Here is a 26,409-nt window from a genome sequence, read left to right as displayed (position 1 = left end):
CGACGCTGGGGCTGGTACGCCCCATCTGTGCCGAGGAGGAACATGCGAGCGAGAGCCGAGGCGCACGGAGTCGTCGAGTACGCCACCACCGCGATGAGGTTGAAGGACATTGCAAGTGCATGAGGCGGAGGGAGGCCGTCTGGCCCCGGACGCACCTCGTCAGTACACGCAGTCGGGGTTCGAGGTCGACTTCTTCGTGTTCGTCGTCTGCACCGACCGGGGGCAGCACAAGCGCATGCTCTTGACAACCGCCCGTCGGGAGCTCGACGGCTCTCACGGGATGAACAACGCGCTGAGGTGGTTCGCGCCGCCCGACTCCGCGGGTGAGCTTGAGGGTGCGGGCCGCACATGGAGCCGTAGCTCGTATGAGTTCATCTGCCCGCGCTGCCGAAGAAGCCCGCGCATCGAGGGCTCGAAGTGGTGGAACCTCGTGGATGAACTTGACCGTGTCGGGCAGTACGAGCTGGACCTCTCCTTGCTACCCTTCTAGGGCTACCTGGAGTAGTCCCTGGGCGAGGACGGGGTGACCTTCCTCGCTGGTTTCGTCTCCGGCGGAACCGTGCAAGCCCGCTGACCCGGTGGGTCCTACAAGGACGCCCACTGGAGGTCAGATGCCTTCGCTTCAGCGCGCTACGACGCCGTCGACGACATCCGACGAGCTGGCCACGCTGCTTCGAGTCGCCAGAAGCGGGTGGGGCACGACCATGAGGTTCGGCCTACTTCTCCTGCTGCGCCGCGCCAACGTCGTGGCGGCTGGGGGTGGTGCGCTCTACGCGTTTTTGCGCTGGTCGACGTGAACGTGGCCAACGAAGACCGGTTGCACGCGCCCGGACGGGTCCTCACACGCCCGCAGAGACGTCTCTGCGGTGGCTCCTCGACCGCCCGATGCCGTGCTCACCCGAGACGACCTGGCGAGCGGCGACTAGGCGTCGCCCGGCTCGTAAAGCGCGTCGAGGTTCTGCAGCGCGCCCGGGCGGTGCGAGAGGTCTTCTCCGTGGAGGGTCTTCCAGAGCCGCACTGCGTCGCGCCGCGCCTCGGTCCCGCCGCAGAAGATGAGCCTCGGGTTGACCATGTATGAGGCGGTGGCTCGACCATCGGTTGGCAGCTTCGCGAGCAGTTCCGCCTCCTCCAAGGCGCGAAGCGCTGCGCCGACGGTCTTCCGGTCGTACGTCGTCGTCTGCGCGAGCCGTGACCAGGACGCCGTCACGACGTTGCCGGCCGCCGGGCGCAGTTCGCCGAGCAGCGCCCAGAGGACAGCCCCGGCAGCGCCGGGGAGCTTGGCCGCGGCGATGTGCCTCGCACTGGAGACGAGCGTCATGAACCAGAAGCCGTCGTCCCGCTTCCAGACGTGCGGTCGCCCCTTCGACTGCGGGCGCACTACGAAGACGTCGCCCTCGCGCCCCACGACCCCGGCCCTCTCCGTCACCTCGCCCGTGTAGCCGTTGATGGTTCGTAGCTCTGCGGTCCGGGGGAGGTTGCGCTTCACTCGGTTCTCGGCGTGCTCCTCCGGGGAGGTCGCGTGCTGCTCCCTCCGGGCCTGCCCATCGAGCGTCTCGACGGAGCGCGAGTAGCCGCCGGGTCCGTGGACCACGCCGTCGAGCACCGTCGTGTCGGAGTCGGTGTGACTGGTCCAGGTAGTCGTTTGCATGGCTGTCCTTTGGTGGTGGGGCTGGTCCGACCACTTGGTGGCGTGAGCTCCACTACAGGTGGGGGTCGGTTGTCATGTCTCCTTGTGCTCCTGACGGAGCACCGACCGGCTGTCGCCGGTCCCCGCGCTGCGCGCGGAATGAGGGAGGGGCTGCCCTAGGCGCGTGTGGTCGCCGACGGCTCAGGCTGCTGCGCGAGGGCTGCTCGCGGCAGGAGCAGCCGACCGGCGAAGCACGGCGACGACCTCGCGGCCGACGTGGTCAGGAAGGGGAGTCGCGGAGCGCGCGACGACCCCCACGGCTCGTCCAAGGCGGAAGTGAAGGTCGTTCTCCAGCTCGTCGAAACTCATGGGTTCCTCGCTTTCGTGGTAGGCGAGGAGGACCGGTGCCGGGCGGGGACCGGAGCGCAGACGCGATTGCGCCGTGTGGGTCTAACGGCGTCCGAGGTTCAGCCGGTTGGCTCACTGCGGCGCGTCCGGTGGTACTTGCAGAGGCCACCAGGGGCGTTCGATGTGCCCGAGGTCTTCGCCGGGGAGGCCCAAGGCGGTGGCTGGAACCAGGAGCTGCGTGGGGCGACGGGTGGAGTCGACTCCAAGGTCGCGTAGGCGTCGCGCTACCTCGCGGGTCTTGACGACCCACAGGACGGCTTTGGCTGCGTGCAACTGGAGCGTGGCCGCCTCCCAGCGGTCCACCTTGTGGCGAAGACCTGAACTGCTCTTCCGGTTATCCTCGATTTCGAGTGCGAACGTGGATTCGGCGAGGTCGTCCGGGTCGCCGGGGCGCTCGCCGTGCAGTTGGGCGTACAGCGCCTCGCCCTGCTCGTTTGTCGGCAGGTGCTGCAGGATGAGACCGTCGGGAATCAGACCGCCAGTGAGGCTGCCGACAGCGCCCTCTCTGTCTGTGGCTAGCCGGAGCGTGCCCCAGGCGCGTGCCTGCACCTCGTTTGACCAGCGTCGGCACGCGGCTCCCCAAGTAACGGTCATGCGGATGCCGTGCGCGAGAAGCCGTTGTTGTCGCGCGTCCAGCCACGCTCCGACGTGACTGGGCGCCGTGGCGTGCGCCACGCTGTCTGACGTTGGCACGGCTTCCCGCCCCGAGCTGCGGCCGGTGGCCTGCCAGCCGGTGCTCGTCAACCAGACCACGGGCGTGTCCCCGATGATTCCAAGCCGCGCGCGCTGCTTCTTGCGCTTGTCGTTGGGGTCTTGGGCTACGACGTGCGCGACGAGGTCGCGCGGGACGCCCTGCCTCAGCAGGGTGTCCACGGGGAGGGAGCCGTCGGCCTCGGCGAGCATGTGGAGTACGCGTGCAGCGGCGGCGTCGTCGTTGCGCTGGGCGGCGTGTGCGAGTCGTGCGGCTTCGACGAGGGCGTCCAGGTCTGGGATGGCGTCAGGCACGAGGGCTCCGTAGCGGTGGTTGGGTCCAGGGGGACCCTGGTCGTGGTGTTGGGGGTAGCGGCAGGGGTCCCCGGGCGGCCGGAGGACGTCTGGGGGAGCGGCATCCCCAGCACCACGAGGGGTCCAGGGGCTTGCCCCTGGTCGTCGTCGTGGAGGCGCCGGCTGGGACGCCAGGGACTCGTCGAGGCGCGTCGCGAAGCAGCGGGTTGACGGGAGGGCGTCGCAGTTGGTGCTGGAGCGACGACGAGGCGGGGCCGCCGCAGAGGACAGTCCGGCGCTTGCGTCGGTCTGCCGGTATTTGCGCGGCGGTCATGTCCGCCCCACCGTCATGCTTTTCGGGGGTGGGGCGGACATGACCGCGGCGCAGCCGCGGCCCCGCCGGGGTCCAGGGGCTTGCCCCTGGCGTCGCGTAGCGGCGGAAGCGGGTCCAGGGCCGCAGCGTCCTGGCGTCGCGTAGCGGCGGTGGGGGTGTCGGGGGCGTCCCCCGACGGTCTCAGCCGTCCGACGCCGCAGACGCCTCCTTGTCGACGGCGGCCGCCCGGAGTGCGTCGTCCAGAGTCAGGCCCTTGCTCACGGCCGCGTCGGCCGCGCGGCGCTGCTCTCGCGTCATGGCGCTGATGCGCCGGTGAAGGGCGCGGACGTGTCCCGCGGCGTGGGCTGCGGAACCGGGCGACAGCGTCTCCTCGGCAAGGAGAACGCGGACCGCGCTGGCGAGGTCGTGCCAGGCCTGGTGAAGGTGGGCGTCGTCGCTGGCACTGACCGACGTCCAAGTGGTAGGGGCAGGGGTGGGGTGATGAGGCGTGTGCGTCATGAGCCGGACAGTCCCGGGCTCGGCGCAGGTGTCGAGTAGGTGGCTACAGCCGGGGTGAGATTCGGACGCGCTCGTCCATCCCTTTGCCGCTCCGGCGGCTCGGCTCTACATGGATGCCCTCGATGACGAGGCGCAGCAGGTGCCGTCGCTGCTCAAGGTCCATAGCGGGCCACGTGTCGCGCAGTTCCTGCCGCGTCTGCACGGGAAGGGGCAGGCGCGTCTGCTCGAGGACCCGCTGCTCGAGGTCGTCGATGCGCGCCTGTACTTCCTCGAGCATCTGGAGGAGCGTGGCAAGTAGCGCGCCTCGCCACGCGCCTGCCTTCTGCTGCACGAGCAGCAAGGTCTGCTCCTCGCGCGCCTCTTCCAGCTCGCGCTCCTCCTTGGACGGCTCTCGCTCCTGGCGCGCCTCGTGCTCCGCCGCTGCGGGTGCAAGTCGGTCATCCGAGAGGTACTCGACCAACCAGCCGAGCACGAAGCGCTCCACGCCTGGTCCCACGACGCTGCAACCGACGCAGGTGCCCTTGCCCCGCACGCGGTTGGCGTGGCATCGGTACACGAAGGTCTTGCTGCCGTCTCGCTGCATCTTCTGAGCGCCGTAGAGCCGGCCGCCGCACGCGCCACAGCGGAGGAGCCCGGACAGCAGCCACTCGTGGCTGCCCCAGGGCTTGCGCGCGCCGCTGCTCGACCGCTCGGTGATGACCCGCTGCAGGCGCATCCACGTGGTGAGGTCGCAGACGGGCTCGTGGGCGATGACAGGAGTGCCCGAGGCGTCCCGGGCGACGAACTGCATCAGGTCGATGCGCTGGCCTCGCTTGTGCTCGGGGACCTGGCGCATCCTGTACCCGACGAGCCGGGGGGAGCGGAGGGCGCGCAGCACGCTCGCCTGGTAGACCGGCTTGCCGTCGTGCGCAACGATGCCGAGTTCGTCCGCCCAGTACCGCGCGATGGTGGCCATGCTCGCGCCCTGAAGCGCTAGGCGTACGGCGTCCTTCAGGGCTGGGTGCTCGATGGGATGCGGTACGAGCCGCGTGCCGTGTCGGTTGTGCTCGTCCAGCTCCCGCGGACCGATGGTCCATCCGAACGGCAGCTGCCCACCGTGATGGAACCCGGACTCCGCGGCGTGACGCTTGGCGATCCGCTGCCGCTTGCTCATGATGTCGGTTTCTTCCTCGGCCATGATGGAGCGGAAGCTGACGAGTACCTTCGCGGCCGCTGTGAGCATGCGGAGCTCCTCGTTGTTGTCCCCGAGGCTGAGCAGCTCGACCTCATGCTCCTTGCACATGGCGAGCCAGAGCATCGTCGCCGGCGAGCCACGGCGCTCCACGCGGTCGAGCTGGGCGAACGCGAGCGCGGGCACTGTCCCGTCCTTGATGGCTACGTTCATCGCCTCGAAGCCTGCTCGCTCGCGTGCAGCGAAGCGGCTGGCGCTGTCGTTGTCGATGAACTCCCCAAGCACCGTCCACCCGCTCTGCTGGTCGAGCATGCGCCGGAGGTCGACCCGCTGCCGCTCGATGGCGTCGCCGCGGTCGCCGTGTCTCTTCGACAGTCGGAGGTAGAGGTAGATGCCCTGCGTCCCCGGTGCAGCCGCGTCTGTGAGCCGGGTGAAGGGGGCGTAGGGCCGGGCGCGCACCGGTCGCATCGGTCGTCGGTGGACGACCGGCACGGGCGTCCGGTGGCTGTCGGTCCGGGTGTTGGTCTGGGTCTCAACCGTCATCGCATCGCTCCTGGCATCGGCGCGTCTCGACCATCGGCAGGTCGTGTCCTCGTCTGAGGTGTCACTGCGCTTCCTCGACGAGGCCCCCGAGTTCTCGCCCGCCGTTCTCGACGCGCTGCGCCAGCCGCTGGAGTCGGGCCTGGTGGTGCTCTCCCGCGCCGGTGGCACGGCGCGCTACCCCGCGCGCACGACGCTGGTCCTCGCAGCGAACCCCTGCCCGTGCGGGCGCGCGGTGGGCAAGGGGCTCGACTGCACCTGTACGCCGCTGGCGCGCCGCCGCTACCTGTCCCGGCTGTCGGGTCCGCTGCTCGACCGGGTCGACCTGCGCGTCGAGGTGCTGCCGCCCGTCGGGGCGCAGCGGCTGGGGGCATTGGAGCCGGGCGGTGCCGAGCCGACAGCGGTCGTGGCGGCCCGGGTGGCCGAGGCGCGGGCGCGGGCCGCGGCGCGGTTCCAAGGGCTGGCCTGGCGCACCAACGCCGAGGTCCCCGGGCGGGAGCTGCGCGCCCGGTGGCGGGTGCGCGACGCGCGGGCGGTCGAGGAGGCCGTGCTGCGCGGCGTGCTCACGCTGCGCGGCGCCGACCGCGCCCTGCGGGTGTCCTGGACGCTCGCCGACCTCGGCGGGAGGCAGCAGCCGAGCGCCGCCGACGTGGCGCTCGCCGTCGGCCTGCGGCTCTCCGCGACGGGGGCCGCGGCGTGACCGCCGGCACGAGCCGTCCCGCGGGCACCGGGGCGGCCCGCGCAGGCAGTGCCGACGCCCCTGACGTCGAGCGCCGCGCCCTCGTCGCACTGGGGCGCGTCGTCGAGCCGCCGGCTCCCGCACTGGTGCCGCTGGTCGACGCCCTCGGGGCCGTGGAGGTCCTCGAGCGGCTACGGGCCGACCGGCTGGAGGGGCCCACGAGCCGGCAGGTGAGCGCCTACCGCGCCCGGCTCGACCTGGCCGACGTCGACCGGGACCTGGCGATGGCGGCCCGGGCCGGGGCACGGCTGGTCGTCCCCGGCGACCGCGAGTGGCCTCCCGCCCTGCACGATCTGCGTGCCGGCCGACCGCTCGCGCTCTGGGTGCGCGGGGCGGCGGGCACGGGCCTGGCTGCCGCGGTCGAGCACGCGGTGGCCGTCGTCGGCGCGCGGGCGGCCACCGCGTACGGGCTGCACGTCGCGGCGACGCTGAGCGCGCAGGTGGCGGCGCGCGGCTGGACGGTGGTGTCCGGCGGCGCCTTCGGCATCGACGCGGCCGCGCACCGCGGGGCGCTGTCCGTGGGCGGCACGACAGTGGCGGTCCTCGCCTGCGGGGTCGACGTCGCCTACCCCCGGGCGCACGAGCCGCTGCTGTCGCGCGTCGCCCAGGACGGGGTGCTCGTGAGCGAGGTGCCGCCGGGCACGGGCGTCACCCGCGGCCGGTTCCTCGAGCGCAACCGGCTGCTCGCGGCCCTGAGCCGGGGGACCGTGGTCGTCGAGGCCGCACTGCGCAGCGGGGCGCGGAGCACCGCCGAGCGGGCGCGCGAGCTGTGCCGGGAGGTCATGGCCGTGCCCGGCCCCGTGACGAGCCCGCTGTCGGCCGGCTGCCACGAGGAGGTACGCGCCCGGCAGGCCGCGCTCGTCACCGACGGGGACGACGTGCTCGACATCGTCGGCCAGCTCGGCGTGGACAGCCGCCCGGAGCGCCGGGCGCCGCCCGGTCCGCTCGACGTGCTGGACCCGGAGGACCTGCGGGTCTACGACGCGATGCCGCTGCACGGTGCGGTCCCCGCCGGCCAACTCGCGCGGGCCAGCCTGCTGCCGGTGCCCGACGTGCTCGGCCGGCTGGGGCGGATGGCGGTGCAGGGGCTCGTCGAGGCGACCGACCGCGGGTGGCGTCGGGCGGTGCCCACGGCGCGGCGCCACGGGTAGCGGGCGAGGGTGTTCCCGCTCGCCACTCGTGGAGCGTGGCCCTGCCGCGCGCGGTGGCCGGCGCGCCGCGGCTACCGCGGTCGTGGCCAGCACGGTGCTGGTCGGTGTGGCAGTGCGTGAGGAGCCGGAACGCAGCGTCGCCCGTCGCGCGCGGCAGAAAGCGCCGCACGCCTGGACGTGTGGCCGTGATCGTTCGGCGCGAGTGGTCGTCGGAGCAGCCACTGCGGCCAACTGGCTCGCGCACGGCGGACGAGGGTCAGCGGGCACGTGGGGGAGCGCAGACGGCCCGGACCGCGGCCGGCCGACCGCGCTCGCGGTCCGCGAGCGACTCCGGCGGGCAGCCCGGGGCCGCGGCACGCCGGGACGGGGGCGGGTGCTTGACCAGGGGCGCAGCGCTGGTCACCGTGTGCCCCGTGATCGAGCCGGAGGACCCGCCGCTGCCGCCGGCCATGGCGTCGGCCCGCGACGAGTTCGTCCGGCACCTGCGCGCGGAGCGCGGGTCCTCCGCGCACACGGTGCGGGCGTACGCCTCCGACATCGGCGGGCTGCTCGAGCACGCCCGGCGGATGGGGCGCGAGGACCCCGCCGGCGTCGACCTGGCGGTCCTGCGCAGCTGGCTGGCCCTGCAGCGCTCCAGCGGGCTGGCGCGGGCGACGCTCGCGCGGCGGGCCGCCGCGGCCCGGACCTTCACGGCCTGGGCTGCTCGCGCCGGGCTGGCCCCCGCCGACGCCGGCGCGCTGCTCGCCACGCCGCGCGGCGGACGCTCGCTGCCGGGAGTGCTGAGCCAGGGCGAGGCGCGCGCGGTGCTGGACGCGGCCGCGGCGGCGGCCGAGGACGCCGGGCCGCTCGGCCTGCGGGACCTGGCGATCCTGGAGGTGCTCTACGCCTCTGGCATCCGGGTCGCCGAGCTGTGCGGCCTGGACGGCACCGACGTGGACCGCTCCCGCCGGGTGGTCCGGGTCGTGGGCAAGGGTGACAAGGAGCGCTCGGTCCCGCTCGGGGTGCCAGCGCTGCGCGCGGTCGACGAGTGGCTGTCGCGCGGACGGCCCGCGGTGCAGACGCCGGCCAGCGGCCCGGCGCTGTTCCTGGGGGCCCGCGGGGCGCGCATCGACGTCCGCACGGTGCGCCGGGTGGTCCACGCGATGCTGGCGAAGGTGCCGGGGGCGCCCGACCTCGGGCCGCACGGGCTACGCCATTCGGCCGCCACCCATCTGCTGGACGGGGGAGCCGACCTGCGCACCGTTCAGGAGTTGCTCGGTCACGCTACTCTCAGTACGACACAGCTATACACGCATGTCTCAGTGGAGAGACTCAAGGCGACGTACCAGCGAGCCCATCCGCGAGCCTGACGGCGTGGAGGGGCGTCCCGGTCGGCGCCGGGGAAGGAGGGGGTCTCCATCGTGGTCGACCAGTCGTCGCCCGTGGCCGAGAAGCCGGTCGTCGTCGACGAGCCCGCTGCGGCGGAGGAGGCCCTGCAGAAGCTGTGGGAGGACTACAAGTCCGGCGGTGACGCCCGGCTGCGTGAGCGCCTCATCCTGCACTACTCCCCGCTGGTGAAGTACGTCGCGGGCCGGGTCGGCGTGGGCCTGCCGCCCAACGTCGAGCAGGCCGACCTCGTGTCCTACGGCATCTTCGGCCTGATGGACGCGATCGACAAGTTCGACCTCGAGCGCGGCTTCAAGTTCGAGACGTACGCGATCAACCGCATCCGCGGCGCGATCATCGACGAGCTGCGCTCGCTCGACTGGATCCCCCGGTCCGTGCGCTACAAGGCGCGCGAGGTGGAGAAGTCGTACGCCGCCCTCGAGGCGCGGCTGCACCGCACGCCGACCGAGTCCGAGGTCGCCCAGGAGATGGGCATCAAGCTCGAAGAGCTGCACCAGATCTTCAGCCAGATGTCCTACGTCAACGTCGTCGCGCTGGACGAGCTGCTCGGCGGGGAGAAGGACAGCAGCCCCGAGCAGGTCCTCGAGGACCCGCGGGCCGAGGACCCCGTCGCCGCGTTCGAGGCCGACGAGACCAAGCACCTGCTGGCCAAGGCGATCAACCTGCTGCCCGAGCGGGAGAAGATCGTCGTGACGCTCTACTACTACGAGGGCCTCACCCTCGCCGAGATCGGCCAGGTCCTCGGGGTCACCGAGAGCCGGATCTGCCAGATGCACACCAAGGCCGTCCTGCAGCTGCGCAGCAAGCTGGCCGAGGGCGAGGACTGACCCGCCCGACGGCCGTCCCCGCTCAGCCGGCGCGGGCGCCGCGCCTCGTCCGGAAGGCCAGCGCGGCGAGCGCCGTGCCGCCCGCGAGCGTCGCGGCGGCGGGCATCGGGACCGGCATCGGGACCGGCATCGGGACCGGCATCGGCATCGGCATCGGCATCGGGACCGGCATCGGCATCGGGACCGGCATCGGGACCGGCATCGGCATCGGGACCGGCGTCGACAGCGGCCTCGCCTGAGGCTCGCCGTCGCCCTCGCCGTCGCCGTCGCCCTCGCCGTCGTGCGGCGGCCGTGCCGCCACGGCCGTCGAGGACGCCGGCCGCGTGCCGGCCGCGCCCCTCCTGTCCTCGGCCCCGGCCGCCGGCACCGGCAGCAGCCGCGCGGGGCCGAGCCGCGCGACCAGGGCCAGCGGGTCGAGGTAGTCCTCGCCGCGGCGCAGCCCCCAGTGCAGGCACGACCTCGGCGCGCAGTGGCCGGCCGACCCCTCGAGCGTGCCGAGCACCTGCCCGCGGGCGACCTCCTGCCCGGCCACCACGGCCGCGGCCACGGGCTCGTACGTCGTGCGCAGCTCGCCGTGCTGGACGGACACCACCCCGCGCCCGCCGACCCGTCCCGCGTACGCCACCACCCCGGCGCCCGCGGCCCTGACCGGGGCGCCCGGCGCCGAGAGCAGGTCGACGCCCCGGTGCCCGGGCAGCCAGCGCTCCGGCGGCGGCTCGAAGCCGCGGGCCAGCGCGGGCGCGCCGTCGAGCGGCCAGGACCAGGCCGGCTCCGGCGCGGCGACGGCGGGCCTGGCCGGGCCGGCCACGAGGAGCACCGCCGCCCCGAGCACCGCCAGGGCCAGCCGCACCGCCCCCGACACGGCGGGCAGGAGCCGACCGGGAGCGCCGGGCCGGGGCAGCCGGGCCGTCCGGGCCGGTGGGGACGTCGACATGGGCACGAGACTGCCGCTCGGACGGCGCCGCGGGGCCGTGGCGGAGCCCGGCTGTGGACAACCGCGGGGTGGGGTCGCCGGGTGGGGATCCCGTAGACTTCTGCTAGCGGCCCCCGTGTGGGCCGACTTCGCACGCCCGCACAGTCGGGCCGCACCTCCTCGGTCCACCCCGACAGGGATGGCACGGGCGCGGCCTCGCGGGCGTCAGGCGCGCCCGCGCAACCGCCCGGGCGCGACAACCGAGGTGCGCGCCCCGAGGCGCGCAGAGGAGGGCCGACCGGCCATGGCCGTCGTCAGCATGCGGCAGTTGCTCGACAGCGGTGTCCACTTCGGGCACCAGACCCGGCGCTGGAACCCGAAGATGAAGCGCTTCATCTTCACCGAGCGCAACGGCATCTACATCATCGATCTGCAGCAGTCGCTGTCCTACATCGACAACGCGTTCGAGTTCATCAAGCAGACCGTGGCGCACGGCGGCACGATCCTGTTCATCGGCACGAAGAAGCAGGCGCAGGAGGCGATCGCCGAGCAGGCGACCCGCGTCGGCATGCCCTACGTCAACCAGCGCTGGCTGGGCGGCATGCTCACCAACTTCTCCACCGTGCACAAGCGCCTCCAGCGCCTCAAGGAGCTCGAGCAGATCGACTTCGAGGACGTGCCCGGCAGCGGCATGACCAAGAAGGAGCTCCTCGTCCTCCAGCGCGAGAAGGAGAAGCTGGAGAAGACCCTCGGCGGTATCCGCGACATGGCCCGCACCCCGAGCGCCGTGTGGATCGTGGACACCAAGAAGGAGCACATCGCCGTCGGTGAGGCCCGCAAGCTGGGCATCCCGGTCGTCGCGATCCTCGACACCAACTGCGACCCCGACGAGGTCGACTACAAGATCCCGGGCAACGACGACGCGATCCGCTCCGTCACGCTGCTCACCCGCGTGGTGGCCGACGCCGTCGCCGAGGGCCTGATGGCCCGCGCCGGCGTGCGCACGGGCGAGGAGGAGGGCGCGCACGTGGGCGTGGCCGCCGACGAGCCGCTCGCCGAGTGGGAGCAGCAGCTGCTGGCCGGTGGCAACGCGGGTGCAGCGGGTGCCGCCCCCGACCAGCCCGTCACGGAGCAGCCGGCCGCCGAGCAGCCGGTCGCCGAGCAGCCGGCGTCGGGCGAGGGCCCCGCGGGCGCCTCGGCCTGACCAGCCGCTACGCCAGCTGTCGCGTACGCCGGGCGGGCCGCCCTCGCGGCTCTCCCGGCGTCGCTGCGCCGGGCGCCGGACGCGCGCCCGGCCGGCACCCCGCCGAACCGCACGAACCTCCCAATCACCGATTCCCCCAGGAGCAGGCATGGCCAGTTTCAGCGCAGCGGACGTCAAGCGGCTCCGCGAGCTGACCGGCGCCGGGATGATGGACTGCAAGAAGGCGCTCGAGGAGGCCGAGGGCGACTTCGACAAGGCGGTCGAGATCCTGCGCGTCAAGATGGGCGCCAAGGTCGACAAGAAGGCCGGCGAGCGCGAGACGTCGAACGGCATCGTCGCCGCGGCCGAGGGCGCGCTCGTCGAGCTGCGCTGCGAGACCGACTTCGTCGCCAAGAACGAGCAGTTCCAGCAGCTCGCGAGCGACATCGTCGCCCACGTCGCGAAGACCGGCGTCACGGACCCCGAGGCGCTGCTCGCCGAGACCCTCGCCGACGGCGCGAGCATCGCGGACAACCTCAAGTCCGCGTCGGCCGTCATCGGCGAGAAGATCGAGCTCGGCGCCGTGTCCTTCTTCGACGGCCAGGTCGCCGCGTACATGCACAAGCGCAGCAGCGACCTGCCCCCGCAGGTCGGCGTGCTCGTCGAGTTCGACGGTGGTGACATCGAGGCCGCGCGCGGCGCCGCCATGCAGATCGCCGCGATGCGCCCGCTGTACGTCACCCGCGACGAGGTCCCGGCCGAGACGGTCGAGAACGAGCGCCGCATCGCCGAGGCGACGGCCCGCGAGGAGGGCAAGCCCGAGGGCGCGCTCCCCAAGATCGTCGAGGGCCGGGTCAACGGCTACTTCAAGGACGTCGTCCTGCTCGAGCAGGCCTCGGTCCAGGACAGCAAGAAGACCGTCAAGCAGCTGCTCGACGAGAAGGGCGTGACCGTCAAGCGGTTCGCGCGCTTCGAGGTCGGCGCCTGACCGGTAGCGGCTCACCACCGCACTCCGCAACGCTGCGTCGCCCCGGCTCCGGCCGGGGCGCGCAGCGTTGCGTTGTAGGACACCAGCACGACCGCCGCTCAGGAAGGACACCCGTGGGACAGCCGAGGTACGACCGGGTTCTGCTCAAGCTGTCGGGCGAGGTGTTCGGCGGCGGGTCCTTCGGCGTCGACCCCGACGTCGTGCAGGGCATCGCCCGCCAGATCGCCGACATCGTGCGCGAGGGCACGCAGGTCGCCGTCGTCGTCGGCGGGGGCAACTTCTTCCGCGGGGCCGAGCTGTCGCTGCGCGGCATGGACCAGGCCCGCAGCGACTACATGGGCATGCTCGGCACGGTCATGAACTGCCTCGCGCTGCAGGACTTCCTGGAGAAGCAGGGCATCGACACCCGCGTGCAGACCGCCATCACCATGGGCCAGGTCGCCGAGCCCTACATCCCGCGTCGCGCAGTGCGCCACCTGGAGAAGGGGCGCGTGGTCATCTTCGGCGCCGGCGTCGGCATGCCCTACTTCTCCACCGACACCGCCTCCGCCCAGCGCGCCCTCGAGATCGGCGCGCAGGTGCTGCTCATGGCCAAGGCGGTCGACGGCGTCTACGACGACGACCCGCGGACCAACCCGGACGCCAAGCGCTTCGAGCGGGTGTCGTACCAGGAGGTCCTGCGCCGCGGGCTGAAGGTCGCCGACGCGACCGCCTTCAGCCTGTGCATGGACAACCGGCTGCCCATCATCGTCTTCAACCTCCTGCAGGACGGCAACATCGCGCGCGCCGTCAGCGGCGAGACCATCGGCACGCTGGTGTCGACGGCCGACGACCCGGCCTGACGCGCCGCACCACCCGGCGGCGCCTTCGCCGCTCCGCAGGGCCCGGGCGATAGCCTGGCCTCCTCCGGGCCCGTCGGCGGACCGCTCCGCCGCGGCGCGGTCCGCCCGCACGTGCCATCCGACCCGAACCCGTGAAGGGAGACTCCGGTGATCGACGACACCCTTCTCGAGGCCGAGGAGAAGATGGAGAAGGCGGTGAACGTCGCGAAGGAGGACTTCGCGACCATCCGCACCGGCCGCGCCAACCCGGCCCTGTTCAACAAGATCGTCGTCGAGTACTACGGCACCTACACGCCGGTGAACCAGCTCGCGTCCTTCCAGACGCCGGACCCGCGGCTCATCGTCGTCGCGCCCTTCGACAAGGGGTCGCTCGGCGCCATCGAGCGCGCGATCCGCGACTCGGACCTGGGGGTGAACCCGTCCAACGACGGGACGGTCATCCGGGTGCCGCTGCCCCAGCTGTCCGAGGAGCGGCGCCGCGACTTCATCAAGCTCGCGCGCAGCAAGGCCGAGGACGCCAAGGTCTCGATCCGCAGCGTGCGGCGCCATGCGAAGGAGGCGCTGGACCGGCTGGTCAAGGACGGCGAGGCCGGCGAGGACGACGTGACCCGCGCCGAGAAGCAGCTCGAGTCGACGACGAAGCGCTACGTGGAGTCCGTCGACGAGCTGCTCAAGCACAAAGAAGCAGAGCTGCTCGAGGTCTGATCCGGTGGCGCCGAACGCCGCGCATCCGACCAGCGCACAGCCGACGCAGGCAACGGAAGGAAGCGGGAGCGGGGCGGTGGCAGCGAGCCGACGGCGCAAGAGGGCTCCGCAGAAGCGCAACCTCGGTCGCAACCTCCCCGCGGCCATCGCCGTCAGCCTGGTCATGGGCGGGCTGCTGCTCGCCAGCCTGTACGTCCAGCCGAGCGTCTTCGTGGGGCTTGCCGCCGTCGCGGCGCTGCTCGGCGTCTCCGAGCTGGTGCAGGCCTTCGGCTCGCGGGGCATCGCGGTGCCCGGCATCCCGCTGGGGGCGGCCGCGGTCGCCACGCTCGTCGCGGCGTACGCCGGCGGCGAGCCCGGCCTGCTGGCCGCGTTCGCGCTGTCCGCGCTCGCGGTCGCGGCCTGGCGGGGGGCGAAGGGGCCGGAGGACTTCGTCCGCGACGCGACCGCCGGCGTCTTCACCCTGGCGTACGTGCCGCTGCTGACCGGGTTCGCGCTGCTGTCGCTGCGCGCCGACGACGGCCCCGACCGGGTCGTCGTGTTCGTGCTCGCGGTCGTCGCGAACGACGTGGGCGGCTACGCGGCCGGGGTCCTGTTCGGCCGGCACAAGCTGGCGCCCCGCGTGAGCCCGGGCAAGACGTGGGAGGGCTTCGCCGGCTCCCTGGCCGTGGCCGCAGCGGGAACGGCGGCATCGGTGGCCTGGCTGCTCGACGGGCCGCTGTGGGCCGGCGCGCTGCTGGGGGTGGCGTGCTGCCTGACGGCGACGGCCGGGGACCTCGCCGAGTCGCTGATCAAGCGCGACCTCGGAATCAAGGACATGGGCACGTTGTTGCCCGGGCACGGCGGTGTGATGGACCGTCTGGACTCGTTGCTGCCCACCGCCCCGGTGGCCTACCTCCTGATTGAGTATGTCGTCCTCCGATAACGCCGCCGTGCCGCCCGCCCCCACGCGCCCCCAGCCGCCGGGCCTCGTGCTCGCCGCGCCCCGACGGGGCAAGCCGCCCCGCCACCTGTCCGACCTGACCGCCGAGGAGCGGCGCGCTGCGGTCGTCGAGCTCGGCGAGCCGGCGTACCGCGCCAAGCAGCTGTCCACCCACTGGTTCGGGCGGCTGGTCGACGACGTGGAGCAGATGCCCGACCTGCCCCGCCCGGTGCGCGCCAAGCTGGCCGAGGCCCTGCTGCCCCGCCTGCTCACGCCCGTGCGCGAGTGGGAGACCGACGGCGGTGCCACCCGCAAGCAGCTGTGGCGGCTGCACGACGGCGCGCTGGTCGAGGCCGTGCTCATGCGCTACGGCGCGCGGGTCACCGGTGAGGTCTCCGGCGGGCTGATGACCGGCCTCGGTGACGAGTCCGACTACGACGCGGGTACCGGCCCGGGCCCCGACGACGCCGCGGGCGCCCGTCGCTCGCGGGTGACGATGTGCGTGAGCAGCCAGGCCGGCTGCGGCATGGCCTGCCCCTTCTGCGCCACCGGCCAGCAGGGGCTGACGCGCAACCTGTCCACCGCCGAGATCGTCGAGCAGGTCCTGGCCGGCGCCCGCGCCCTCGAGCGCGGCCAGGTCGCCGGGGGACCGGGCCGGGTCAGCAACGTGGTCTTCATGGGCATGGGCGAGCCGCTCGCCAACTACAACGCCGTTCTCGGCGCCGTGCGTCGGCTCACCGACCCCGCCCCGGACGGGCTGGGCATGTCCCGCCGCGGCATCACGGTCTCGACCGTCGGGCTCGCGCCCGCGATCCGCAGGCTCGCCGGGGAGGGGCTGCCCATCACCCTCGCGGTCAGCCTGCACGCGCCCGACGACGAGCTGCGCGACACGCTCGTCCCGATCAACACCCGCTACAAGGTCGACGAGGTGCTCGACGCGGCGTGGCACTACGCGGAGACGACCTCGCGTCGTGTATCCATCGAGTACGCGCTGATCCGTGACGTCAACGACCAGGCCTGGCGCGCTGACCTGCTGGGACGCAAGCTCAAGGGGCACCTGGTGCACGTCAACCTCATCCCGCTCAACCCGACGCCGGGCTCGAAGTGGACCGCGTCGCGCGAGCGTGACGAGCGGGCGTTCGTGCGCGCGCTCGAGCACCACGGCGTCGCCGTCACGGTGCGGGACACCCGCGGGCGCGAGATCGAGGGGGCCTGCGGCCAGCTGGCGGCCGCCGACACCGGCACCGGCGAGCCGGAGCCCGCGGCGGCCGGCGCAGGCGTCTGACGTGCGGGGCAGGAGACGCGACCACCGCCGGCTGCGCCGGGCCGGCTGGCTCTCGCGCGGGTACGCCCGCGGCCAGGTCGACGAGCTGCTGTCCCACGTCGAGCAGCGGCTGGGCGCGGGGGAGCCGGTGGCGGCGGCCGACGTGCGGCGGGCCGGCTTCGACCTCGTCCGCCACGGCTACGACATCGGCGCCGTCGACCGGCTGCTGGACCGGCTGGAGCGCCGCTGCGTCGAGCAGGCCATGGCCGACGAGCCGCTGTGGGCGCTCGAGGACGACCTGCGCGCGAGCGCCGGGCGGCTGCGCGACCAGCTGTCGGGCGCTCCCGGCGCCCGGTTCGCGCGCCTCGGGCGGATGCACCGCGGCTACGACCCGGCGGACGTCGACGCGCTCGTGGAGCGCGTGCTGCGCACCCTGGACCCGTTCAGCGCCACCCCCGAGGGCGCGCCGGTCGAGGCCGACGACGTGCGGTTCACCGTCTTCGGCCGGGTGCGCGGCGGCTACGTCGAGCCGGCCGTCGACGACGTCCTGGACCGGGTGATCGACCTGCTGCTGCGCCACGCGGTCCTGCGGGCGCAGCTCGCCGCCGCCGAGGTGGTCCAGGCGCTCGGGCCGGACGCCTTCACGGCGCCGGCCTACGAGGAGCCGCCCGCCCGCCCGCTCTCCGGGCCCGAGCCCCCGCTGCCGGCCGCCGGCGCCGGCTGAGCCTGCTCGACGGCCGGGGGAGCCACCCGGCCCAGCACCCGGTCCACCGTGATCTCCACGACCACCCGCTCAGGGTTCGGCCGCGGCTGCCGGTAGCGCCCGGCGTACGCGGCCACGGCGGCGTCGACCGACTCGGCGTCCTCGCGCACCGAGGCCACGCCCTCGAGCGACAGCCACCGGGCGCGGTCGACCTGGCACAGCACCGCCCGGCGCCCCGCCGCCGCGTTCAGCGCCTTGACCGTCCCGCCGCCGGTGATGACCCGGGCCACCCGGCGCGCGGCGTCCCAGGTGAAGCCGACCGGGACGACGTGCGGGCTGCCGTCGGCGCGCAGCGTCGTCAGCGTCGCCAGGTGCCGCTCGGCGAGGAACTCCAGGGCCTCGGCGGGCAGCTCGCCCGGTGCCCAGCTCATGCCGAGGCCACGGCGTCGGCGACGAGCGGCTTCTCGTAGCACCGGGTCATGGGGTGCTCGGCCCAGTAGCCGTACGGCGCGATCGACGCCCAGCCGTGCCGCTGGTAGAGCGCGATCGCCTCCGGCTGGCGGGTGCCGGTCTCCAGCCGCAGCGCGCGCAGCCCGCGCGCCCGGCCCTCGTCCTCGGCGGCGCTCAGCAGGGCGCGCGCCACGCCCCCGCGCCGCGCCTCGTCCGCGACGTACAGCCGCTTGAGCTCGCCCACGCCGTCCTCCAGCGGGCAGAGCGCGATGACGCCGACCGCGCGGCCGTCCCGCTCGGCGAGGACCCACGTCAGGGCGTGCACCTCGGGGCCGAGGTCGTCGTCCTCGGGGTAGCGGCGGCGCAGCTCGTCCTCGGCCGCGGCCACGAGCCGGCGTACGTCGGGGTCGGCCGCGTCGGCCGTGCGGGTGATGACGGGGGGCGTGCTCTCCACGTCCCCCGAGGCTACGTGCCCGCAGGACGGCGCCCGCTCCCCGGTCGGGCGACAATGGGCGGGTGAGCGACCGACAACCGCCCGCGGGCGAGCGCAGCCTCGTCGTCCTCGGCTCGACCGGCTCGATCGGCACGCAGGCGCTCGAGGTCGTCCGCGCCGACCCCCGGCAGCGCTTCCGGGTGGTCGGCCTCGCCGCCGGTGGGGGCCGGGTGGGGTTGCTGGCCGCGCAGGCGCTGGAGCACCGCGTGGAGGTCGTCGCGCTGTCGAAGGCGTCCGCGGCCCAGGACCTCCAGCTCGCGCTGTACGCCGAGGCGCAGCGCCGCGGGTGGAGCGCCGGTGACTACGCGCTGCCCAAGATCCTCACCGGCCCGGAGGCGGCCGCCGAGGCCGCGTCGTGGCCCTGCGACGTCGTGCTCAACGGGATGACCGGCTCGGTCGGGCTCGGCCCCACGCTGGCGGCGCTGCGCGCGGGCCGGACGCTGGCGCTGGCCAACAAGGAGTCGCTGGTCGCCGGCGGCCCGCTGGTGCGCGCTGCGGCCCGCCCCGGCCAGATCGTCCCGGTCGACTCCGAGCACTCCGCGCTCGCGCAGTGCCTGCGCGGCGGCCGGGAGCAGGAGGTACGCCGCCTCGTGCTCACCGCCAGCGGCGGCCCGTTCCGCGGCCGGCGCCGGTCCGAGCTCGCTGGCGTCACCCCCGAGCAGGCGCTCGCCCACCCCACCTGGGACATGGGGCCGGTGGTGACGATCAACTCGGCCACGCTGATGAACAAGGGGCTCGAGGTCATCGAGGCCCACGAGCTGTTCGCCGTGCCCTACGACGCGATCGACGTCGTGGTCCACCCGCAGTCGGTGGTGCACTCGATGGTCGAGTTCTTCGACGGGTCGACGCTGGCGCAGGCCAGCCCGCCGGACATGCGGCTGCCCATCGCGCTCGCCCTGGGCTGGCCCGACCGGGTCGAGGGAGCGGCGGCCGGGTGCGACTGGACGGCGGCCCGCAGCTGGGAGTTCGCGCCGCTGGACGAGGAGGCTTTCCCGGCGGTGGCCCTCGCCAAGGCGGCGGGCACGCAGGGCGGGACCGCGCCGGCGGTGCTCAACGCCGCCAACGAGGAGTGCGTCGAGGCCTTCCTCTCCGGCCGGCTGCCCTTCACTGGCATCGTGGACACGGTCGCGGCCGTGCTCGCCGAGCACGGGCCGGGGGAGAGCGGCCCGCTCGGGAACGCCCTGACCGAGGCCGATGTTGTGTCTGCGGAGACGTGGGCACGGGCCCGCGCGCGCGAGCTGCTCGGCACGGCGGCGGGCGGTCGCCCGGCCGGTGCCGGCGCGGCCGTGGAAGACGGAGGCTGACGGTTGTTCTGGCTGGGGTTCCTGCTGTTCGCGCTCGGCATCCTCGTGTCGGTCTGCCTGCACGAGGCCGGGCACATGCTGACGGCGAAGGCCTACGGCATGAAGGTCACGCAGTACTTCGCCGGCTTCGGCCCGACCCTGTGGTCGACCAAGCGCGGTGAGACGGAGTACGGCGTCAAGGCCATCCCTGCCGGCGGCTTCGTCAAGATCGTCGGCATGACGCCGCTGGAGCCGGTGGCCCCGGAGGACGAGCCGCGCTCGTTCTGGCGGGCCCCGCTGCGCAAGCGCACGGTGGTGCTGGCGGCGGGCTCGCTCACCCACTTCGGGCTGGCGCTCGTCGTGGCGTACATCGCCGCCCTCACCACGGGCCTGCCCAACATGGCCTGGCAGGACTTCGACCCGGCCAAGGCCTCGGCGGTGGTCGAGGTGACCGACTGCGTCGTGCCGGTGCCGACCCGTGGCGAGTGCGAGCCCGGCGACCCGGCCGGCTCGGCCAAGGCGGCGGGGCTGCAGAACGGCGACCGCATCACCGCGGTCGGCAGCACTCCGGTCGCGAACTACGGCGAGCTGGTCAAGGTGCTGCAGGCCGCCCCGGCCGGTGCGACCCCGGTCACCTACGAGCGCGCCGGGGCGACGCAGACCGCGACCGTCGACCTCGTGCCCGTCCAGCGCTACACCCCGGACGCGACCGAGGAGAACCCGACCACCCGCCAGGTCTCGGCCATCGGGGTCAGCGTGGTCGAGCCCGAGCGCACGCTGCACTACGGGGCGGTCGGCGCGGTCGGCGGCACGCTGTCGTTCGGCAAGGAGCTGTTCACCGGCACCTTCGAGGCCATCGGCCGCTTCCCCTCGCGCATCGACGACCTGGTCACCGCGATCGGCGGCGCGGAGCGCTCGCCCGAGACGCCGGTCAGCGTCCTGGGGGCGAGCCGGATCGGCGGCGAGGCCCTCGAGATCGGTGAGCCGATCGTGTTCCTCACGATCTTCGTCTCGCTCAACGTCTTCATCGGCGTTTTCAACCTGTTCCCGCTGCTGCCCCTCGACGGCGGCCACATCGCCATAGCCTGGTACGAGCGGGCGCGAGCGATCGTCGCCCGCCGACGCGGACGGCCCGAGCCCGGCCGCGTCGACTACGAGAAGCTGCTGCCGTTGACGTACGCCGTCATGCTGGTGTTCGTCTCGGTGTCGCTGCTCGCCCTGACCGCCGACATCGTGAACCCGATCCGCCTCAGCTAGGAGCGCATCGTCGTGACCGCCGCCCCGCTCAGCGCACCCTCCGCCGGAAGGCCGTCCCCCGGGGGAGCTCCGGTGTCGCTCGGGCTGCCCGCGCTCCCGCCCAAGCCGCTCGCGGTGCGGCGCAAGTCCCGCAAGCTGCAGGTCGGCAAGGTCGCCGTCGGGGGAGACGCGCCCGTCTCGGTCCAGTCGATGACGACGACACTGACCTCAGACATCGGCGCGACCCTGCAGCAGATCGCCGAGCTCACGGCGAGCGGCTGCGAGATCGTGCGGGTCGCGGTCCCGAGCCAGGACGACGCGGACGCGCTGCCGGTCATCGCCCGCAAGTCCAACATCCCGGTGATCGCCGACATCCACTTCCAGCCCAAGTACGTCTTCGCCGCGATCGACGCGGGCTGCGCGGCCGTGCGCGTCAATCCGGGGAACATCAAGGCCTTCGACGACAAGGTCGGTGAGATCGCCAAGGCCGCCGGCGACGCGGGCATCCCGATCCGGATCGGCGTCAACGCCGGGTCCCTGGACAAGCGGCTGCTCGCGAAGTACGGCAAGGCGACCCCCGAGGCGCTGGTCGAGTCCGCCCTCTGGGAGTGCTCGCTGTTCGAGGAGCACGGCTTCCGCGACATCAAGATCTCGGTCAAGCACAACGACCCGGTCGTGATGATCAACGCCTACCGGCTGCTCGCCGAGCAGTGCGACTACCCGCTGCACCTCGGCGTCACCGAGGCCGGCCCGGCGTTCCAGGGCACGATCAAGTCCGCGGTCGCGTTCGGCGCGCTGCTCGCCGAGGGCATCGGCGACACCATCCGCGTCTCGCTGTCGGCCCCGCCGGCCGAGGAGGTCAAGGTCGGCATCGCGATCCTGGAGTCGCTCGGCCTGCGCCAGCGCGGCTTCGAGATCGTCTCCTGCCCGTCCTGCGGGCGCGCCCAGGTCGACGTCTACACCCTCGCCGAGCAGGTCACGACCGCGCTCGAGGGGATCGACGTCCCCATGCGCGTGGCGGTCATGGGCTGCGTCGTCAACGGGCCCGGCGAGGCCCGCGAGGCCGACCTCGGCGTCGCCTCGGGCAACGGCAAGGGGCAGATCTTCGTCAAGGGCGAGGTCATCCGGACCGTTCCGGAGGCCGACATCGTGGACACACTCATCACCGAGGCCAACCGGCTCGCCGACGCCATGCGCGCGTCGGGGGTACCCTCCGGCGAGCCGACGGTGAGCTGGGCCTAGCCCGGACGACGGGGAGGAGGGCGACGTGCTGCGGACGACCTCCCTGCGCGTCCTCGGCCCGCGGGACGTGGAGGCCGCCCTTGCCCTCGTCGACCGCGACCCGGTGACCAACGTCTTCGTCGGCGCCCGGCTGCACGCGGCGGGCCTGGACACTTGGCGGCTCGGGGCCGAGGTGTGGGGCCACGTCGTCGACGGCGAGCTCGACGCGCTCTGCTACGCCGGGGCCAACCTCGTCCCCGTCGAGGCCGGGCCGGAGGCGGTGCGCGCGTTCGCCGAGCGGGCGCGCCGGCTGGGCCGGCGCTGCTCGTCGATCGTCGGCCCGCGGGACGCGGTCGAGCCGCTGTGGGCACTGCTGGAGCCGGAGTGGGGGCCGGCCCGGGACGTCCGCCGCGACCAGCCGCTGCTGTCCATCTCCTCCGCGCCGCTCGTCGCCCCCGACCCGGACGTCCGCCTGGTCCGGCGCGACGAGATCGACGTGCTGCTGCCGGCCTGCATCGACATGTTCACCGAGGAGGTCGGCGTCTCCCCCCTGGCCGGGGACGGCGGCGCGCTGTACCGCGCCCGGGTCGCCGAGCTGATCGCGGCCGGGCGGGCGATGGCACGCATCGACGGGGGCAGGGTCGTGTTCAAGGCTGAGGTGGGTGCGGCGGTCCCCGGCGCGTGCCAGGTGCAGGGGGTCTGGGTCGACCCGGCCCTGCGCGGCCGCGGGCACTCGGTCGCCGGCATGGCGGCCGTCGTCGAGCTGGCGCGGGCCGACGTCGCCCCGGTCGTCTCGCTCTACGTCAACGACTACAACACGCCCGCGCGCCGGGCGTACGAGCGGGTCGGGTTCCGCCAGGTCGGCACCTTCATGTCGGTGCTCTTCTAGGCTCGCGGCCCCGTTCCGGCGAAACCGCGTACGGCCCGGCCCCCTGCGCGCCGTATCCTCGCCGTGCCCATCCCACCCCGCCGAGGAGCCCACCCATGCCGCTGCGGATGTCGACGCTGTTCCTGCGCACGCTGCGCGAGGACCCCGCCGACGCCGAGGTCGCGAGCCACAAGCTCCTCGTGCGTGCCGGCTACATCCGCCGCGCCGCGCCGGGCATCTACAGCTGGCTCCCGCTCGGCCTCAAGGTGCTGCGCAACGTCGAGCGCGTCGTGCGCGAGGAGATGGACCGCGCCGGCTTCCAGGAGGTCCACTTCCCGGCCCTGCTGCCGCGCGAGGCCTACGAGGCGACCGGGCGCTGGACCGAGTACGGCGACCTGCTCTTCCGGCTGCAGGACCGCAAGGGCGCCGACTACCTGCTCGGGCCGACGCACGAAGAGATGTTCACTCTTCTGGTCAAGGACCTCTACTCGTCCTACAAGGACCTGCCGCTCTCGATCTACCAGATCCAGACCAAGTACCGCGACGAGGCGCGCCCGCGCGCAGGCATCCTGCGCGGCCGCGAGTTCGTGATGAAGGACTCCTACTCCTTCGACGTCGACGACGAGGGGCTGCGCGCCTCGTACGCCAGGCACCGCGCGGCGTACATCGCGGCCTTCGACCGGCTCGGGCTCGACTACGTCATCGTCTCGGCGGTGTCCGGGGCGATGGGCGGCTCGGCGTCCGAGGAGTTCCTCGCGCCCTGCGAGGCCGGCGAAGACACCTTCGTGCGCAGCACCGGCAGCGACTACGCCGCCAACAGCGAGGCGGTCGTCACCCCGGCGCCCGCGGCCCTTGACTGGTCCGGTGCGCCCGAGGCCCGCGTGGTCGACACCCCGGACACCCCGACGATCCAGACCCTGGTCGACCTGCTCAACGCCCGCGACGACCTCGCGCGCGCCGACGGCCGCGAGTGGCAGGCCTCGGACACGCTGAAGAACGTCGTCGTGCAGCTCGTGCACCCCGACGGGACGCGCGAGCCGCTGGTCGTCGGCGTCCCGGGCGACCGCGAGGTCGACGCCAAGCGGCTCGAGGCGTCGGTGTCGCCGGCCGAGGTCGCCGCCTTCACCGAAGAGGACTTCGCGAAGCACCCTGCCCTCGTGCGCGGCTACATCGGCCCGCAGGCGCTGGGGGAGAAGAGCGCTTCAGGCATCCGCTACCTGGTGGACCCGCGCGTCGTCGACGGCACGGCCTGGGTCACCGGGGCGAACGAGCCGGGCAAGCACGTCGTCGGGCTCGTCGCCGGCCGCGACTTCACCGCCGACGGCACGGTGGAGGCCGCCGAGGTGCGCGAGGGCGACCCGTCCCCGGACGGCCAGGGCGCCCTGACCATCGCGCGCGGCATCGAGATCGGGCACATCTTCCAGCTCGGGCGCAAGTACGCCGAGGCCCTCGGCCTGAAGGTGCTGGACGAGAACGGCAAGCAGGTCACCGTGACCATGGGGTCGTACGGGATCGGCGTCTCGCGCGCGGTCGCCGCCATCGCCGAGCAGACCTACGACGAGCAGGGGCTGTGCTGGCCGCGCGAGGTCGCACCGGCCGACGTGCACGTCGTGGCGACCGGCAAGGACGACGCGGTGTTCGCCGAGGCGGAGCGCATCACGGCGGCGGCCGAGCAGTTCGGCCTGCGCGTGCTGCTGGACGACCGGCGCGGCGTGTCGCCCGGCGTGAAGTTCAAGGACGCGGAGCTGATCGGCGTGCCCACCATCCTCGTGGTCGGCAAGGGGCTCGCCACCGGCGTGGTCGAGCTGCGCGACCGGCGGTCCGGGGATCGCTCGGAGGTGCCGGTGGCCGTGGCGGTCGAGCGGCTGCGCGAGGCCTGCGCGGGAGCACTCGGCACCACGGCGACCTGAGCGCATGCCCGAGCTCCACATCGTCCTCGCGCTCTGCACCGCGGCGCTGCTCGCCGGCTGGGTCGACGCAGTCACCGGCGGGGGCGGGCTGATCCAGCTGCCCGCCCTGCTCGTGCTGATGCCGGGCGCGGCGCCGGCGCAGGTGCTCGCGACCAACAAGCTCTCGAGCATGTTCGGCACCGCCGTCGCGGCCTGGACGTACTACAAGCGCGTCCGCCCCGACCTGCGGACCGCCCTGCCGATGGCCGCCGCGGCGGTCGCCGGGTCGGCGGGCGGGGCGGCCTGCGCCTCGCTGATCCCGCAGTCGGCCTTCCGCCCGCTCGTCCTGGTACTGCTGGTGCTGGTGGGGGCCTACACCCTGCGCCGGCCGACGCTCGGGGAGGCACAGGCGCTGCGCTGGTCCGGCCGCGCGCACTACGCGGCGGCCGCCGGGGCGGCGCTCGGCATCGGGTTCTACGACGGCATCTTCGGGCCGGGGACCGGCAGCTTCCTGGTCTTCGCGCTCGTCGCGCTGCTCGGCTACTCGTTCCTGCAGGCGTCGGCGAAGGCCCGCATCGTCAACCTCGCCACCAACGCCGGGGCGCTGGCCGTGTTCATCCCGCAGGGCGCGCCGATGTACCGCCTCGGCCTCGCCATGGCCGCCTGCAACATCATCGGCGGCCGGCTCGGCGCGAAGACCGCGCTGCGCCGGGGGAGCGGCTTCGTCCGGGTCGTCTTCCTGACCGTCGTGGGCGCGCTGCTGGCCCGGCTGAGCTACGACATCGTCGCGGGCTAGCCCCGCTCGGGCAGCCCCGGGAACGGCACGCTCGACCCGCGCCACAGCGCGGCCCGCACCGCGGCCTCCCGCACGCCGCGTGCCGCGGTGGCACGCAGCTGCTCCGCCTCGGCCGCCGCGACCAGGTCGGCGTACGCGGCGGCCAGCCGCTCCTCCACGAGCTCGCCGAGCGCGACGGCCTGCGCCGGCGTGGTGACCGGCCCGGGCAGGTCGTACGCCGGCGCGGCCGCCACCGGCGAGGCGGAGGCCCGTTCCAGGGTCCGCTCGAGCGCGTCGCGGCGCGCCCGGTGGGCGGCCAGCGCGGCAAGGGCCTGGGGCGCCCGCCCGGCCGGCAGCCGGGCCCCGACCACGCCGTACGCCCAGACGGCCGCGTGCTCGCCCGCGAGCGCGGCCTGCAGCGCCTCGACCTCGGTCACGGCTCCTCCGCCCGCAGCAGTGCGGAGTGGGCCGCCTCCGCCGCCCCGATGCCGGCCAGCAGCCGGCGCACGGCCGGCGAGGCCGCGGGCAGGTCGGCGAGCCGGGTGTCGGCCGCCGTGTCCTCCGCGCGCGCCAGCAGCCGCAGGGTGGCGGACCGGCCGGGCGCGCCCGGCGCCGGCGTGGCCCCTGGGACTGGGCTGGTGCCTGCGCCGGTGTCCGGGCCCGGGGTGGCGCCGGGGCTCGGCGCGGCCAGCTCGTCGAGGGCGGCGAGGTGCGCCACGTGGTCGTCGCGCAGTGCCGTCAGCCGGGCGGCGAGGGCGGGCAGGCGCTGGGCGGCGCCGGCGTACAGCGCGATCAGCCGCTCCTCGTCGGCCCGTGCGCGCCGCAGCGGCTCCGCGTCCGGGCCCGGGCCGGGCGCGGGGGAGGGGGCGTCCTCGTCCCCGGTGCAGCCGGTGAGCAGGCCGGCCCCCGTGACCGCCACGGCGAGGCCACCCGCGCGGACGAGCAGCGCGCGGCGGCCGGGCGATGCGGGGGTCACCGGGCTCAGCCTGCCATCGCGGCCCATTACGCTGTG

The 26,409-nt window shown here is 73.9% G+C and carries 26 protein-coding genes; 18 read left to right on the top strand and 8 right to left on the bottom strand.

Annotated features, from left to right (window positions below):
• Positions 1-115 precede the first annotated feature (115 nt).
• Positions 116-490, top strand: a complete 375-nt coding sequence (locus G9H72_RS05055; protein WP_166168441.1) for a hypothetical protein — start codon at positions 116-118, stop codon at positions 488-490.
• A gap of 432 nt (positions 491-922) precedes the next feature.
• Here G9H72_RS05055 and G9H72_RS22800 read toward each other — a convergent pair whose 3' ends face one another.
• From G9H72_RS22800 to G9H72_RS05040, 3 genes are all read right to left on the bottom strand, one after another.
• A complete protein-coding gene (locus G9H72_RS22800) occupies positions 923-1,603 on the bottom strand; it encodes a replication/maintenance protein RepL (RefSeq protein ID WP_166168438.1) in 681 nt (226 codons plus the stop codon).
• Between the two features lie 504 nt (positions 1,604-2,107).
• On the bottom strand, positions 2,108-3,040 hold the full coding sequence (locus G9H72_RS05045) for a hypothetical protein (protein WP_166168435.1): 933 nt from the start codon (positions 3,038-3,040) through the stop codon (positions 2,108-2,110).
• Between the two features lie 854 nt (positions 3,041-3,894).
• Positions 3,895-5,565: a recombinase family protein gene (locus G9H72_RS05040; RefSeq protein WP_231126433.1), complete on the bottom strand. Its 1,671-nt coding sequence runs from the start codon at positions 5,563-5,565 to the stop codon at positions 3,895-3,897.
• A gap of 43 nt (positions 5,566-5,608) precedes the next feature.
• Between G9H72_RS05040 and G9H72_RS05035 the strand changes: the two genes are divergently transcribed.
• From G9H72_RS05035 to whiG, 4 genes are all read left to right on the top strand, one after another.
• Positions 5,609-6,262, top strand: a complete 654-nt coding sequence (locus G9H72_RS05035; protein WP_331271994.1) for an ATP-binding protein — start codon at positions 5,609-5,611, stop codon at positions 6,260-6,262.
• On the top strand, positions 6,259-7,452 hold the full coding sequence (dprA, locus tag G9H72_RS05030; RefSeq protein WP_196790782.1) for a DNA-processing protein DprA: 1,194 nt from the start codon (positions 6,259-6,261) through the stop codon (positions 7,450-7,452). The genes G9H72_RS05035 and dprA overlap by 4 nt, the downstream gene beginning before the upstream one ends.
• A gap of 449 nt (positions 7,453-7,901) precedes the next feature.
• Complete coding sequence (locus tag G9H72_RS05025) at positions 7,902-8,801, top strand: tyrosine-type recombinase/integrase (RefSeq protein ID WP_166168978.1); 900 nt, start codon at positions 7,902-7,904, stop codon at positions 8,799-8,801.
• A 72-nt stretch (positions 8,802-8,873) separates the two neighbouring features.
• Positions 8,874-9,665 carry an RNA polymerase sigma factor WhiG gene (gene whiG / locus G9H72_RS05020; RefSeq protein ID WP_166168976.1) on the top strand — a complete coding sequence of 264 codons (792 nt, stop codon included), beginning with the start codon at positions 8,874-8,876 and terminating at the stop codon, positions 9,663-9,665.
• A gap of 22 nt (positions 9,666-9,687) precedes the next feature.
• Here whiG and G9H72_RS20915 read toward each other — a convergent pair whose 3' ends face one another.
• The gene (locus G9H72_RS20915; protein ID WP_196790781.1) at positions 9,688-10,599 is read right to left on the bottom strand and encodes a M23 family metallopeptidase; all 912 of its coding nucleotides are present in this window, start codon (positions 10,597-10,599) and stop codon (positions 9,688-9,690) included.
• A gap of 283 nt (positions 10,600-10,882) precedes the next feature.
• Here G9H72_RS20915 and rpsB point away from each other — a divergent pair, with 283 nt between their 5' ends.
• From rpsB to G9H72_RS04980, 7 genes are all read left to right on the top strand, one after another.
• Positions 10,883-11,782, top strand: coding sequence for a 30S ribosomal protein S2 (gene rpsB, locus G9H72_RS05010; protein ID WP_166168432.1), 900 nt, complete (start codon positions 10,883-10,885; stop codon positions 11,780-11,782).
• 148 nt (positions 11,783-11,930) lie between these two features.
• Positions 11,931-12,749, top strand: a complete 819-nt coding sequence (tsf, locus tag G9H72_RS05005; protein ID WP_166168429.1) for a translation elongation factor Ts — start codon at positions 11,931-11,933, stop codon at positions 12,747-12,749.
• A gap of 113 nt (positions 12,750-12,862) precedes the next feature.
• On the top strand, positions 12,863-13,591 hold the full coding sequence (gene pyrH, locus G9H72_RS05000) for a UMP kinase (RefSeq protein WP_166168426.1): 729 nt from the start codon (positions 12,863-12,865) through the stop codon (positions 13,589-13,591).
• Positions 13,592-13,738: 147 nt separating this feature from the next.
• Entirely contained in the window at positions 13,739-14,296 is a 558-nt protein-coding gene (frr, locus tag G9H72_RS04995) for a ribosome recycling factor (protein WP_166168423.1), read from the top strand.
• A gap of 76 nt (positions 14,297-14,372) precedes the next feature.
• The gene (locus G9H72_RS04990; RefSeq protein WP_331271991.1) at positions 14,373-15,218 is read left to right on the top strand and encodes a phosphatidate cytidylyltransferase; all 846 of its coding nucleotides are present in this window, start codon (positions 14,373-14,375) and stop codon (positions 15,216-15,218) included.
• A complete protein-coding gene (rlmN, locus tag G9H72_RS04985) occupies positions 15,202-16,500 on the top strand; it encodes a 23S rRNA (adenine(2503)-C(2))-methyltransferase RlmN (RefSeq protein ID WP_166168420.1) in 1,299 nt (432 codons plus the stop codon). Before G9H72_RS04990 ends, rlmN begins: the two co-directional genes overlap by 17 nt.
• Before the next feature lies 1 nt (position 16,501).
• Positions 16,502-17,203 carry a DivIVA domain-containing protein gene (locus G9H72_RS04980; RefSeq protein ID WP_166168417.1) on the top strand — a complete coding sequence of 234 codons (702 nt, stop codon included), beginning with the start codon at positions 16,502-16,504 and terminating at the stop codon, positions 17,201-17,203.
• Here the strand turns inward: G9H72_RS04980 and G9H72_RS04975 are convergent.
• Positions 17,134-17,613 carry a pyridoxamine 5'-phosphate oxidase family protein gene (locus G9H72_RS04975; protein WP_166168414.1) on the bottom strand — a complete coding sequence of 160 codons (480 nt, stop codon included), beginning with the start codon at positions 17,611-17,613 and terminating at the stop codon, positions 17,134-17,136. The two genes, G9H72_RS04980 and G9H72_RS04975, sit on opposite strands and share 70 nt — an antisense overlap.
• Positions 17,610-18,086, bottom strand: a complete 477-nt coding sequence (locus tag G9H72_RS04970; RefSeq protein ID WP_166168411.1) for a GNAT family N-acetyltransferase — start codon at positions 18,084-18,086, stop codon at positions 17,610-17,612. Before G9H72_RS04970 ends, G9H72_RS04975 begins: the two co-directional genes overlap by 4 nt.
• Before the next feature lie 62 nt (positions 18,087-18,148).
• On the opposite strand from G9H72_RS04970, the gene dxr reads away from it, so the two are divergent.
• From dxr to G9H72_RS04940, 6 genes are all read left to right on the top strand, one after another.
• Complete coding sequence (dxr, locus tag G9H72_RS04965) at positions 18,149-19,429, top strand: 1-deoxy-D-xylulose-5-phosphate reductoisomerase (RefSeq protein WP_166168408.1); 1,281 nt, start codon at positions 18,149-18,151, stop codon at positions 19,427-19,429.
• A gap of 3 nt (positions 19,430-19,432) precedes the next feature.
• Positions 19,433-20,665 (top strand): M50 family metallopeptidase, encoded by a 1,233-nt coding sequence (locus G9H72_RS04960; RefSeq protein ID WP_166168405.1) that lies wholly within the window; start codon positions 19,433-19,435, stop codon positions 20,663-20,665.
• A gap of 72 nt (positions 20,666-20,737) precedes the next feature.
• Positions 20,738-21,886: a flavodoxin-dependent (E)-4-hydroxy-3-methylbut-2-enyl-diphosphate synthase gene (gene ispG, locus G9H72_RS04955; protein ID WP_331271990.1), complete on the top strand. Its 1,149-nt coding sequence runs from the start codon at positions 20,738-20,740 to the stop codon at positions 21,884-21,886.
• 25 nt (positions 21,887-21,911) lie between these two features.
• Positions 21,912-22,754 carry a GNAT family N-acetyltransferase gene (locus G9H72_RS04950; protein ID WP_166168402.1) on the top strand — a complete coding sequence of 281 codons (843 nt, stop codon included), beginning with the start codon at positions 21,912-21,914 and terminating at the stop codon, positions 22,752-22,754.
• Between the two features lie 95 nt (positions 22,755-22,849).
• Positions 22,850-24,643, top strand: coding sequence for a proline--tRNA ligase (locus G9H72_RS04945; protein WP_166168399.1), 1,794 nt, complete (start codon positions 22,850-22,852; stop codon positions 24,641-24,643).
• A gap of 4 nt (positions 24,644-24,647) precedes the next feature.
• On the top strand, positions 24,648-25,418 hold the full coding sequence (locus tag G9H72_RS04940; protein ID WP_166168396.1) for a sulfite exporter TauE/SafE family protein: 771 nt from the start codon (positions 24,648-24,650) through the stop codon (positions 25,416-25,418).
• Here G9H72_RS04940 and G9H72_RS04935 read toward each other — a convergent pair.
• A complete protein-coding gene (locus G9H72_RS04935) occupies positions 25,415-25,834 on the bottom strand; it encodes a DUF4439 domain-containing protein (protein WP_166168393.1) in 420 nt (139 codons plus the stop codon). The genes G9H72_RS04940 and G9H72_RS04935 overlap by 4 nt on opposite strands.
• Positions 25,831-26,373 (bottom strand): hypothetical protein, encoded by a 543-nt coding sequence (locus tag G9H72_RS04930; protein WP_166168390.1) that lies wholly within the window; start codon positions 26,371-26,373, stop codon positions 25,831-25,833. The genes G9H72_RS04935 and G9H72_RS04930 overlap by 4 nt, the downstream gene beginning before the upstream one ends.
• Positions 26,374-26,409 lie beyond the last annotated feature (36 nt).

This window comes from Motilibacter aurantiacus (assembly GCF_011250645.1).
Classification (GTDB): domain Bacteria; phylum Actinomycetota; class Actinomycetes; order Motilibacterales; family Motilibacteraceae; genus Motilibacter_A; species Motilibacter_A aurantiacus.
Note: the sequence above shows the minus strand (reverse complement) of the source record. Positions and strands in the feature narration are given on the sequence as shown.

Bases quoted from the DNA above. Each gene is read 5' to 3' on its own strand.
- G9H72_RS05040 (WP_231126433.1), bottom strand. From the start codon at position 5,565: ATGACGGTTGAGACCCAGACCAACACCCGGACCGACAGCCACCGGACG.
- G9H72_RS05025 (WP_166168978.1), top strand. From the start codon at position 7,902: ATGGCGTCGGCCCGCGACGAGTTCGTCCGGCACCTGCGCGCGGAGCGC.
- G9H72_RS20915 (WP_196790781.1), bottom strand. From the start codon at position 10,599: ATGTCGACGTCCCCACCGGCCCGGACGGCCCGGCTGCCCCGGCCCGGC.
- rpsB (WP_166168432.1), top strand. From the start codon at position 10,883: ATGGCCGTCGTCAGCATGCGGCAGTTGCTCGACAGCGGTGTCCACTTC.
- tsf (WP_166168429.1), top strand. From the start codon at position 11,931: ATGGCCAGTTTCAGCGCAGCGGACGTCAAGCGGCTCCGCGAGCTGACC.
- rlmN (WP_166168420.1), top strand. From the start codon at position 15,202: ATGTCGTCCTCCGATAACGCCGCCGTGCCGCCCGCCCCCACGCGCCCC.
- G9H72_RS04975 (WP_166168414.1), bottom strand. From the start codon at position 17,613: ATGAGCTGGGCACCGGGCGAGCTGCCCGCCGAGGCCCTGGAGTTCCTC.
- G9H72_RS04945 (WP_166168399.1), top strand. From the start codon at position 22,850: ATGCCGCTGCGGATGTCGACGCTGTTCCTGCGCACGCTGCGCGAGGAC.
- G9H72_RS04940 (WP_166168396.1), top strand. From the start codon at position 24,648: ATGCCCGAGCTCCACATCGTCCTCGCGCTCTGCACCGCGGCGCTGCTC.